Origin of the sequence: Fulvimonas soli (assembly GCF_003148905.1) — a bacterium.
In the GTDB taxonomy this organism is placed as follows: Bacteria; Pseudomonadota; Gammaproteobacteria; order Xanthomonadales; family Rhodanobacteraceae; genus Fulvimonas; species Fulvimonas soli.
Window position 1 is genome coordinate 171,242 of record NZ_QGHC01000001.1, and the last position, 11,198, is coordinate 182,439.

An 11,198-nucleotide genomic window follows, 5' to 3' on the forward strand; every position below is an offset into this window, starting at 1 on the left:
CCGGCGGGCGACCCGATGTGGCTAAATGCGTGGCTCGCCTGGCCGCCCGGCCGCCGCCTGGAGTCCCCCCGCATGCGCCTGTCGAACCGGATCGGCCTGCTGTTCGCGCTGTGCGCCGCCTGCGGGCCCGCGGCGGCCGCGCTGGCGTCCAGCGAGCAGCAGGTGCGCGACCTGTTCGAGGCGATGCACATGCAGCAGACCCTGGGCCAGATGAACGCGCAGATGGCCGGCATGATGCAGAAGAAGCTGCCCTGCGTGCCGGCCGAGTACTGGCAGGGCTTCATCGACGGCGACGGCGCCAGGGCGGTGGTGGACCGCATGGTGCCGGTGTTCCAGCGCCACTTCAGTGCCGAGGAGATCGACGGCCTGCTGAAGTTCTACCGCTCGCCGCTGGGCCAGAAGGTGCTCACCGAGATGCCGGCGGCGATGGCCGAGGCGGTGCAGGCCGGGCAGCAGTGGGGCCAGGAGCGCACCAAGACCATGCTGGCGGAGCTGCAGAAGAAGGGCACGCTGAACGCGCAGGGGCGCTGCCCGGCCGCCGTGGCGGCCGATGAGGAATCCGCGGCGGCGCCGGCCAAGCCGGCCCGGAAATCCACCCGGCACCACAAGGCGCCTGCGCACAAGGCCAAGCCCGCGACCAGGGCCAAGCCGGCCGGCAAGGCCGCCGCCAAGCCTGCGGCCAAGCCCGCCGCGACCCAGCCGGCCGCGAAGGGCACGGCCCAGAAGAAGAAAAGCGCGGCCCAGCCGTCCGGAACGGCCGACGGCACGCCCTGAGCCTGTTCACGATCCCTGCGCCGGAGCCGTCGGTGGTCCGGTATCGCGGCCGCAGGCCGCTCCCACAGGGGCCTCCGCCAGCCTTGTGGGAGCGGCCTGCGGCCGCGATGCCCCGCCAGCGCGCCCCGGCGCAGGGCACGGCAGGATTTGAACCGGCCCCAAGCCGGTCCGGCTGGTCAGGAATTGACCAGCTCGCTGCGGCCCGGCTACAATCGCGCGTTCGACCCGGCCGAAACGCCGGGTCGGGACACCCAAGAGAATAACGACAGAAGGGATATTCCCATGAGTTACGCAGTCATCAAGACCGGCGGCAAGCAGTACCGCGTCCAGCAGGGCGACGTCCTGCGCGTGGAGCTGCTGGACGCCGAGGAAGGCGCCAGCGTGAGCTTCGACCAGGTGCTGCTGGTCGGCTCGGGCGAGTCGATCACCGTCGGCGCGCCGACCGTGGCCGGCGCCACCGTCTCCGCCACCGTGCGCAGGCACGGCCGCGCCGACAAGGTGCGCATCATCAAGTTCCGCCGCCGCAAGCACCACAAGAAGCAGCAGGGGCATCGGCAGCACTTCACCGAAGTCGAGATCACGGGCATCAACGCCTGATACAAGCCGGAGTAGACAGTCATGGCACACAAAAAAGGCGTAGGTTCGTCCCGCAACGGTCGAGACTCCAACCCGAAGTACCTGGGCGTGAAGGTGTACGGCGGCCAGGCCATCGAGGCCGGCAACATCATCGTGCGCCAGCGCGGCACCAAGTTCCATGCCGGCACCGGCGTGGGCCTGGGCCGCGACCACACCCTGTACGCGCTGGTCGACGGCACGGTCGAGTTCAAGACCCGCGGCGAGAACAACCGCAAGTACGTCAACGTCGTCAAGGGCTGACAAGCCCCGCGGCGCTTCCGCGAAGGCCCCGCTTCGGCGGGGCCTTTGCTTTGGGGAACAGGGAACGGGGAACGTGGTGATTCCGGTTACCCTTGTCTCTACGCTCTCCCCGTTCCCCGTTCCCCGTTCCCCGTTCCCCGTTCCCCGTTCCCCGTTCCCCGTTCCCCGTTCCCCGTTCCCCGTTCCCCGTTCCCCGTTCCCGGTCCCGAACTATGAAATTCGTCGACGAAGCCATCATCAAGGTCCAGGCCGGCGACGGCGGCAACGGCTGCGCCAGCTTCCGGCGCGAGAAGTTCATCCCGTTCGGCGGTCCGGACGGCGGCGACGGCGGCGACGGCGGCTCGGTGTGGCTGGTCGCCGACGAGGGCCTCAACACCCTGATCGACTTCCGCCACCAGCGCGTGTTCAAGGCGCAGCGCGGCCAGAACGGCATGGGCAGCGACATGTACGGCAAGGGCGGCGAGGACACCGTGGTCCGCGTGCCGGTGGGCACCGTGGTCACCAACGTCGACACCGGCGAGGTGATCGGCGACCTCACCGCGCACGGCCAGCGCCTGCTGGTGGCGCAGGGCGGCAAGGGCGGGCTGGGCAACATCCACTTCAAGAGCTCGGTGAACCGCGCGCCGCGCAAGGCCACGCCGGGCACGCCGGGCGAGGTGCGCGAGCTCAAGCTGGAGCTGAAGCTGCTGGCCGACGTGGGCCTGCTCGGCTTCCCCAACGCGGGCAAGTCCACCTTCATCCGCGCGGTGTCGGCGGCGACGCCGCGCGTGGCCGACTACCCGTTCACCACGCTGCATCCCAGCCTCGGCGTGGTCAGCCTGGGCACCGACCAGAGCTTCGTGATCGCCGACATCCCGGGCCTGATCGAGGGCGCCGCCGAGGGCGCCGGGCTGGGCATCCAGTTCCTGCGCCACGTGGCGCGCACGCGCCTGCTGCTGCACCTGGTGGACGTCGCGCCGATCGACGGCAGCGACCCGGCCGAGCAGGTGCGGGCGATCGAGCAGGAGCTGGCCAAGTTCGACCCGGAGCTGCTGCGGCGCCCGCGCTGGCTGGTGCTCAACAAGGCCGACGTGCTGCCCGCGGACGAGCGCCAGGCGGTGGCCGAGGCCATCGTCCGGCGGCTGGGCTGGACGCAGCCGTGGTTCCTGGTCTCGGCGATCGCGCGCGAGAACACCATGGCGGTGTGCCAGCAGGTGCAGCGCTTCTTCGAGTCGCAGCGGCAGGCGCGCGAGGAGCGCACCGGCATGGCGCCGGGCGACGTGCGGCTGCGCGGCGAGGACGAGGCGCGCTGAGCGGTCGTCGCTGCGCGGCGCGCCCGCCCGGCCCGCGCCGGAACGGCGGGCAAAGAAAAGCCGCCGGGCGCGCAGGCCCGGCGGCTTCCGGGAACCGGCCCGGCGATCAGAAGCGGTAGGTCACCTTGCCGTACCAGTAGCGGCCGTTGAAGCCGAACGGCGACAGCGCGGAGTACTGCAGGCCGTCGGCGCGGTCCTCGTAGACGTTGTAGAGCGCGGCCTTGGTCGGGTACTGGTTGGTGACGTTGTCGCCGCCCAGGGTGAAGGTCCACGCATCCCAGGTATAGCTGGCCGCAAGGTCGAGCAGCCAGCGCGCCGAGAACTTCTGGTCCTCGTCGGGCGTGTCGCCGATGCGGGTGACCGAGCCGTAGCGGGTCAGGTTGGCGTGCAGGCCGAAGCCGCCCGCCGTCCAGTCGCCGCCGAGCACGTACTTGGTGTGCGGCGAGGCGGAGGTGAGCAGGCCCTCGCTGGCGCGGCCGAAGGCCGGGGTGGACACCTCCAGCACCTTGGTCTTGTTGTAGTTGCCGCTGGCGGTGAGGCCGAGCCGGCCCCAGGCGTCCAGGTCCCACTGGTAGTTCAGGATCAGGTCGGCGCCGCGGGTGCGGGTGGCCGCGCCGTTGACGAAGAACTGCACCGCGGTGACCTGGCCGATCGGCTCGTCCAGCGCGATTTGGTCGGAGTACAGGATCTGGTTCCAGATGCGGATCTGGTACAGGTCCAGCGTGGCGCTGAAGGCGTTGCTCGGCTGCCAGACGCCGCCGACGCTGTAGTTGGCGGATTTCTCCGGCTTGAGCGGCTTGGCGCCCAGCGCGACCGCCACCGGGTCGGAGGTGCGGTAGGTGCCGATCTGCGCGAGCTGGCCGTTCTGGATCAGCGTCACCACCGACTCGTAGTTCTGCTGCGCCAGCGACGGCGCGCGGAAGCCGTTGGAGGCGGTGCCGCGCAGGGCGAAGCTGTCGGTGAGCTGGTAGCGCGCGGAGAGCTTGCCCGAGCGGGTGGAGCCGGCGTCGCTGTAGTCCTCGTAGCGCGCCGCCACGCCGGCGGAGAAGCGCTCGGACAGGTCGGTCTCCAGGTCCACGTAGGCGGCCTCGCTGTGCCGCGAGAACGAGCCGGCCACTTCCGGCGACAGGCCGGGGAACACCTGCGAGCCGCCGGGGTAGGGATTGCCGGTGTCCGGGTTGATGGTGTCCGGATCGAAGTAGTACGAATCCGGCTCGCCGGCGTCGATCACGTACTTCTCGTGGCGGTATTCGCCGCCGAAGGCCAGGGTCACCGGGTTCGGCAGGAAGCGCCATTCGAGCTCCCTGGTGAAGTCCAGGTTCACCACGCCCTGCTTGTTGTGGAAGGCGCCGGCGTTGAAGTAGGTGGGCGAGTAGCCCAGCGAATGCCAGAGGTTGGTGTTGATCGAGTCCTGGATGTCGAAGGTGAGGTCGTTCTGGCCGTAGTCGGCCGAGAGGTCCCAGTTCCAGCCGCCGGCGGTCCTGCCGCGGATGCCCAGCACCGCGGCGTAGTCGTTGGTGGGGTTGACGATCTGCGGCAGGAAGCCGTTCGGGTAGACCGCGGCGACGTTGCGGTCGGTGTTGTTCCAGGCGCGGTAGTAGCCGTTGGAGGTGACGTCGCGGCGGCTCAGGTCGAGGTAGCCGTAGAGGTCGACGTTCGGCGCGAGGCCGTAGCCGAAGTTCAGCAGCGACTGGTAGGTCTTCACCGCCGGGTCGCCGTAGCGCTCGTAGGGGATGCCGCTGGGGTTGGGCGCGCCGGCGAGGGTGGTGGAGCGGTCGGCGTTCTCGGCGCGGTTGGTGTTCATGGTGTTCTGGTAGTTCCACGACAGCCGCAGCCAGCCCGGCGCGGCGCCGCCCTTGCCGTCGCCGCCGAGCGGGATGCCGACCGAGCCCTCGATGCCGTTCTGTGCGCCGTCGCCCTTGTCCATGACGCCGCCGCCGGCGGTGACGCTGTTGCCGCCTTCCGGCGCGCCCTTCTTCAGCACGATGTTGACCACGCCGGCGATGGCGTCGGAACCGTACTGCGCGGAGGCGCCGTCGCGCAGCACCTCGATGTGGTCGATCGCGGAGATCGGGATCGAGTTGAGGTCCACCGGCGCGGAGCCGCGACCGACCGAGGCGTTGTAGTTGACCAGCGCCGAGGTGTGGTAGCGCTTGCCGTCCACCAGCACCAGCACGTCGTCCGGCGACAGGCCGCGCAGCGTGGCGGGCCGCAGCGCGTCGTTGCCGTCGTTGATGGCCGGGCGCGGGAAGTCCAGCGACGGCAGCAGCTTGCCCAGCGCGCTGGCCAGGTCGGTGCTGCCGGTCGAGGCGAGATCCTTGGGCGTGAGGATGTCGATCGGCGAGAGCGATTCGGCGACGGTGCGCGTGGTCGAGCGGGTGCCGGTGACCACGACCTGTTGCAGTTGCTTGGCGTCCTGCGGCTGCGCAGGAGCGTTCTCGTCGGCGCGGGTGGCGCCGCTCAGCGCCAGGAGCAGCATGGCGTAGAGCGGCGTATGGCGGACATGGGTCAGCTTCGATACGGACATATCGCGTGATCTCCCCGTGGAATGGATGCGGATGGCGCGGCGGCTCCCCCCGCCGCGGGCGCCCGCGGCGCCTGTCGGTCACGCTAGGGATTCGTGTTGCATTGCGTCAATACGGGCGGGAAGGTATAAGCTGGATGGCCGTCCCATGGGATTTTCATGGGGGAGTTTTCATGTTGCGGAACGGAAGTGCCGAGGCTCTTCCGGCCGTGGCCGGATGGCATCCGCAGGCAGGCCGGCGCCGGTACGGGGAAGGGGCGCGTTGCCGGCATGGGAGGAACGGCGGGTCGCCGGCCCGCCGGCGATCGCGCATGATGGGGCCTTCCGGCTTTCCGGCCGCCGCTACGGACGACTGCTCGATGCCTTCCCGCCGCGACTTCCTCAAGACCTCGATGCTGGCCGCCGGCGCGCTGGCCGTGCCGCGCCTGGCGCCCGCCGCCGCCGCGCGCGCGCAGGGCGCGCTGCCCGCCGCCGGCGGCGCGCGGGTGGTCTCCACCTGGGACTTCGGCGTGGCGGCCAACCGCGCCGCCTGGGCGCTGCTGTCCCAGGGCGGCAAGGCGCTGGACGCGGTGGAGGCCGGCGTGCAGGTGCCCGAGGCGGACCTGGCCAACCACAGCGTGGGCAAGGGCGGCTATCCCGACCGCGACGGCCGCGTCACGCTGGACGCCAGCATCATGGACGGCGACGGCCGCTGCGGTGCGGTGGCCTGCCTTGAGCGCATCGCGCATCCGGTCAAGGTGGCGCGCCGGGTGATGGAGGCCACGCCGCACGTGCTGCTGGTCGGCGACGGCGCGCTGCAGTTCGCGCGCGAGCAGGGCTTCCCGGAGGAGAACCTGCTCACCCCGGAAGCCGAGCAGGCCTGGCGCGAATGGCTGAAGACGGCGAAGTACAAGCCCGTCGCCAACAGCGAGAACCTCGACTACCGCCGCAGCCTGCCGGGCGGCAAGGACAACCACGACACCATCGGCATGCTGGCGCTGGACGCCCACGGCCATCTGGCCGGCGCCTGCACCACCAGCGGCATGGCGTGGAAGCTGCACGGCCGCGTGGGCGACAGCCCGATCATCGGCGCCGGCCTGTACGTGGACGGCGAGGTCGGCGGCGCCACCTCCACCGGGGTGGGCGAGGAGGTGATCCGCAACGCCGGCAGCTTCCTGGTGGTGGAGCTGATGCGCCAGGGCCGCAGCCCGCAGGAGGCCTGCGAGGAGGCGGTGCGGCGCATCGTGAAGAAGCGGCCCGACGGCGCCAAGGAATTGCAGGTGGGCTTCCTCGCGCTGCGCCGCGACGGCGCGGTGGGCGCGCACGCGATCCAGCAGGGCTTCACCTACGCCGTGTGCGACGCCCTGCGGCAGGACCGCCTGCTGGCCTCGCCCAGCGTGTACGCCACGAGCTTCTCCTGATGGCGAGGGCGCTGCTGGAGGTCGCCGCCGGCTCGCTGGCCTCGGCGCTGGCGGCGCAGGAGGGCGGCGCCGACCGCGTGGAGCTGTGCGGCAGCCTGGCCGGCGGCGGCGTCACGCCCTCGTATGGGCTGATCGCCGCGGCGCGCGAGCGGCTGCGCATCCCGCTGTACGTGCTGGTGCGCCCGCGCGCCGGCGACTTCCTCTACGACGACGCCGAGCTGGACGCGATGTGCCGCGACGTCGAGGCCTGCGCGCGGCTGGGCTGCGACGGCGTGGCGATCGGCGCGCTGGACGCCGACGGCGAGGTGGACCAGGCGCGCTGCCGGGCGCTGGTGGCCGCGGCGGGCAAGCTCGGCGTGACTTTCCACCGCGCCTTCGACGCTGCGCGACACCCCTCGCGCGCGCTGGAGGAGATCGTCGCGCTGGGCTGCGAGCGGGTGCTGACCTCGGGCGGTCGCGCCGACGCGCTGGAAGGGGCGCCGGCGATCGCCGCGCTGGCCGCGCAGGCGGCCGGGCGCATCCGCGTGATGGCCGGCGCCGGCATCCGCCCGGACAACCTCGCGGCGGTGGCGGCGCGCAGCCACGCCGACGAGTTCCACGCCTCGGCGCGCGCGCTGCGCCGCTCGGCGATGCACTGGCGCAACGAGCAGCTGCGCGACCTGGCGCCCGACCGCGAGGAAAGCGACGCGGCGACCGTGGCGGCCCTCGCCGCGGCGCTGCGCGGGGCGGCGCCACGGGACTGATCCCGGGCGGTGTCCGGTGTGCCTGCGACGCAGGACGATCGGTGCCGGCGTCGCTCCTCCCCCGTCATTCCGGCGCAAGCCGGGCTCCAGTGACTGTGAGGCCCGGGTATGCCATGTCGCTGCCGGAATCACGGTCCTGGACCAGGTTCGGGACAGGTGCGCCGGGGATGGCGGCGCGGACATCGCGGCCGGAGGCCGCTCCCACACCGCAAGGTTGCGGCCGGTGCTGGTCGGATGCCGGGTCAACGCATGCGGCCCGCCGGCAAAGGCCGCGCAACGGTCAAAGAAAAAGCCGGCTCGCGCCGGCTCTTCCACCAACCCGGAGGCGTCGCGCGCCGGCTTAGGCCAGCTCGCGGATCTTCGCGTTGAGGCGGCTCTTGTGGCGAGCGGCCTTGTTCTTGTGGATCAGGCCACGGGCGGCGTAGCGGTCCATCACCGGCTGCGCGGCGGCGAAGGCGGCCACGGCGGCGGCCTTGTCCTTGGCCTCGATGGCCTTGACGACCTTCTTGAGGGCGGTGCGCACCATGGAGCGGGCGCTGACGTTGCGCAGGCGGCGCTGCTCGGACTGGCGCGCGCGCTTCTTCGCGGACTTGATGTTGGCCAAGGTAGAACTCCGGAAAGGATTGTCTGGGTTGGAAAAAGGCGGCAATTATGGGGCGAATCCGCCATTGCGTCAACCGCTTGGCCGCCACCGGCCCGGCTCCCGCCACCGTTCCGGCCGCCTTCCGCCCGCGGGTGCTGTCGCGCGGGCACCGGCCGCTGTCACACTAGCGCCCTTTGGGCGCGCCGCGCCCGCGCGATCCCCAAGGTGACCCGAGCCGCATGAAGTCCCCCAGCATGTTCCGTGGGCTGCTCTCCTTCAGCAGCATGACGATGGTCTCGCGCGTGCTCGGGCTGGTCCGGGACATGTCGATCAACGCGGCGTTCGGCGCCAACGCGGCCACCGATGCGTTCTGGGTGGCCTTCCGCATCCCCAACTTCATGCGCCGGCTGTTCGCCGAGGGCTCGTTCTCCACCGCCTTCGTGCCGGTGTTCACCGAGGTCAAGGAGAAGGGCAGCCACGCCGACCTGAAGAACCTGATGGCGCGCGTGTCCGGCACCCTGGGCGGCGTGCTGCTGGTGGTGACCGCGCTGGGCATCCTGTTCGCGCCGCAGGTGGCCGCGCTGTTCTCGCAGGGCGCGGCCGACACGCCGGAGAAGTTCGCGCTCACCACCGCGCTGCTGCGGCTGACCTTCCCGTTCCTGCTGTTCGTCTCGCTGACCGCGCTGTGCGGCGGCGCGCTCAACAGCTTCCACCGCTTCGGCCTGCCGGCGCTGACGCCGGTGATCCTCAACCTGTGCATGATCGCCGGCGCGCTGTGGCTGTCGAAGCGGCTGCACACGCCGATCCTGGCGATGGGCTGGGCGGTGCTGGCAGCGGGCGTGCTGCAGCTCCTGTTCCAGCTGCCGGCGCTGCGCGGGCTGGACCTGCTGGCGCTGCCGCGCTGGGGCTGGAGCCACCCCGACGTGCGCCGCATCCTGCGCCTGATGGTGCCCACCCTGTTCGGCTCCTCGGTGGCGCAGATCAACCTGCTGCTGGACACGGTGATCGCCTCCTACCTGATCACCGGCGCGCAGAGCTGGCTGTCGCAGGCCGACCGCTTCCTGGAGCTGCCGCTGGGCGTGTTCGGCGTGGCGCTGGGCACGGTGATCCTGCCCTCGCTGTCGCGCCACCACGTGGCGACCGACCGCGAGGGTTTCTCGAAGGCGCTGGACTGGGGCCTGCGCACCACGCTGCTGATCGCGGTGCCGGCGATGTTCGGCCTGATGCTGCTGGCCGGGCCGCTGGTGGCCACGCTGTTCCAGCACGGCCGCTTCACGCCGTTCGACACGCGCATGGCCACGCTCTCGGTCACCGCGCTGAGCTTCGGCCTGCCGGCCTTCGCCCTGGTCAAGGTGCTGCTGCCGGCGTTCTACGCGCGCCAGGACACCCGCACGCCGGTGCGCGCGGGCGTGGCCTCGCTGGTGGCCAACATGGTGCTCAACCTGGCGTTCCTGGCGCTGCTGTTCGCGCTGTGGGCCACGCCGGAGCAGCACGCGCTGCCCTGGCTGCAGGCGCTGGCGGCGGTGCCGGGCCTGCACATGGCGCTGGGCCTGGCCAGCGCCACGGCCAGCTACCTCAACCTGGCGCTGCTGTGGTACTGGCTGCGCCGGGCCGGCGTGTACCGGCGCCAGCCGGGCTGGGCGCGCCAGCTGCTGCGGCTGGCGCTGGCCTGCGCCGCGATGGTGGCCGTGCTGCTGCTGGGCCGCTGGCTGTGGCCGGACTGGAGCCACGCGCCGGCGCTCACCCGGGTCTGGCACCTGGCCGCGCTGGTGGCGGCGGGCGGGGCCACCTACGTGGCTGTACTGTTCGCGGCCGGCTTCCGGCTGCGCGAGCTGCGGGGGAGTTGATTGCGATCTCACCTGATCGCCAAGACCCAAAAGCGGCCATCCATGGCCGCACTTTTCATGGAACCCGGCTCCCGGCGGGCATCGCTTGCGGAAGCCGGCCCGCTATACTCGCGCGATGATGAGACTTTCCCGGGACGTCGCGGGACCGTGCCTGGCCCCCGGCGGCAGCGTGATCGCGGTCGGCGCCTTCGACGGCCTGCACCGCGGCCATCAGGCCCTGCTGGCGCAGGTGCGCGCACGCGCGCAGGCGCTGGGCTGCGCGCCGGTGGCGGTGAGCTTCGAGCCGCTGCCGCGGGCGTACTTCTCGAAGGAGCCGGTGCCGCGGCTGTCGGGCGTGCGCGAGAAGCTCAAGGGCTTCGCGGCCGCCGGCATGGCGCACACGCTGCTGCTGCGCTTCGACGCGGCGCTGACCGCGATGCCGGCGGAGGACTTCGTGCGCCGCGTGCTGGTCGAGCGGCTGGCCGCGCGAGAGGTGTGGGTGGGCGCCGACTTCCGCTTCGGCCACAAGCGCGCCGGCGACGTGGCGCTGCTGGAACGCATGGGCGCGGAGCTGGGCTTCGCCGCGTGCACCATGCCCACCGTGCTGCTGGACGGCACCCGCGTCTCGGCCAGCCGCGTGCGCGCGCTGCTGGCGGCCGGCGAGTTCGCCGGCGCGGCGCCGCTGCTCGGCCGGCCGTTCGTGATCGAGGGCAAGGTCGAGTACGGCAACCAGCTCGGCCGCACGCTGGGCTTCCCCACCGCCAACATCCACCTGCGCAACCGGGTCAGCCCCATCCACGGCATCTTCGCCGTGCGCGCGGGCCTGGGCGAGGGCGAGTGCAGCTGGCCGGGCGTGGCCAGCCTGGGCGTGCGGCCCACCGTGAACCAGGTCGCCGAGCCGCTGCTGGAGGTGCACCTGTTCGACTTCGAGGGCGACCTCTACGGCCAGCGCATGGCGGTGGAGTTCGTCGCCAAGCTGCGCGACGAGCGGAAGTTCGACGGCCTGGATGCGCTGAAGGCGCAGATGGCTCATGATGCGCGCTCGGCCCGGGAGATCCTGGGCATGAACCCGATCCTGGCCCGCGCATGAGCGTCCGCGACAAGTCCAACCCGCAGCACACCGTCCGCAGCCGCGCCAGCGCGGCCGCGGCGATCATGATTATTTGAAGGCATCCGCCCG

At 71.7% G+C, this 11,198-nt stretch carries 10 protein-coding genes; 8 read left to right on the forward strand and 2 right to left on the reverse strand.

Translation table 11 applies throughout. The features are described 5' to 3' along the window. Positions 1-72: 72 nt before the first annotated feature. From C7456_RS00770 to cgtA, 4 genes are all read left to right on the forward strand, one after another. A complete protein-coding gene (locus C7456_RS00770) occupies positions 73-774 on the forward strand; it encodes a DUF2059 domain-containing protein (protein ID WP_109721867.1) in 702 nt (233 codons plus the stop codon). Positions 775-1,056: 282 nt separating this feature from the next. Beyond that, positions 1,057-1,371: a 50S ribosomal protein L21 gene (rplU, locus tag C7456_RS00775; RefSeq protein WP_109721868.1), complete on the forward strand. Its 315-nt coding sequence runs from the start codon at positions 1,057-1,059 to the stop codon at positions 1,369-1,371. A gap of 21 nt (positions 1,372-1,392) precedes the next feature. Then, a complete protein-coding gene (rpmA, locus tag C7456_RS00780; RefSeq protein ID WP_109721869.1) occupies positions 1,393-1,650 on the forward strand; it encodes a 50S ribosomal protein L27 in 258 nt (85 codons plus the stop codon). 212 nt (positions 1,651-1,862) lie between these two features. Then, positions 1,863-2,942, forward strand: a complete 1,080-nt coding sequence (gene cgtA / locus C7456_RS00790) for an Obg family GTPase CgtA (protein WP_109721871.1) — start codon at positions 1,863-1,865, stop codon at positions 2,940-2,942. 106 nt (positions 2,943-3,048) lie between these two features. On the opposite strand, the gene C7456_RS00795 is transcribed toward cgtA, so the two are convergent. Continuing rightward, positions 3,049-5,421, reverse strand: coding sequence for a TonB-dependent receptor plug domain-containing protein (locus C7456_RS00795; RefSeq protein WP_109722108.1), 2,373 nt, complete (start codon positions 5,419-5,421; stop codon positions 3,049-3,051). Positions 5,422-5,825: 404 nt separating this feature from the next. On the opposite strand from C7456_RS00795, the gene C7456_RS00800 reads away from it, so the two are divergent. Beyond that, on the forward strand, positions 5,826-6,866 hold the full coding sequence (locus C7456_RS00800) for a glycosylasparaginase (protein ID WP_109721872.1): 1,041 nt from the start codon (positions 5,826-5,828) through the stop codon (positions 6,864-6,866). Beyond that, the gene (locus C7456_RS00805; RefSeq protein ID WP_109721873.1) at positions 6,866-7,609 is read left to right on the forward strand and encodes a copper homeostasis protein CutC; all 744 of its coding nucleotides are present in this window, start codon (positions 6,866-6,868) and stop codon (positions 7,607-7,609) included. The genes C7456_RS00800 and C7456_RS00805 overlap by 1 nt, the downstream gene beginning before the upstream one ends. Before the next feature lie 340 nt (positions 7,610-7,949). Here C7456_RS00805 and rpsT read toward each other — a convergent pair whose 3' ends face one another. After that, complete coding sequence (gene rpsT / locus C7456_RS00810; RefSeq protein ID WP_109721874.1) at positions 7,950-8,213, reverse strand: 30S ribosomal protein S20; 264 nt, start codon at positions 8,211-8,213, stop codon at positions 7,950-7,952. 233 nt (positions 8,214-8,446) lie between these two features. Between rpsT and murJ the strand changes: the two genes are divergently transcribed. Next, entirely contained in the window at positions 8,447-10,039 is a 1,593-nt protein-coding gene (gene murJ, locus C7456_RS00815) for a murein biosynthesis integral membrane protein MurJ (RefSeq protein ID WP_211306199.1), read from the forward strand. Positions 10,040-10,154: 115 nt separating this feature from the next. Next, positions 10,155-11,108 (forward strand): bifunctional riboflavin kinase/FAD synthetase, encoded by a 954-nt coding sequence (locus C7456_RS00820; protein WP_109721876.1) that lies wholly within the window; start codon positions 10,155-10,157, stop codon positions 11,106-11,108. Positions 11,109-11,198 lie beyond the last annotated feature (90 nt).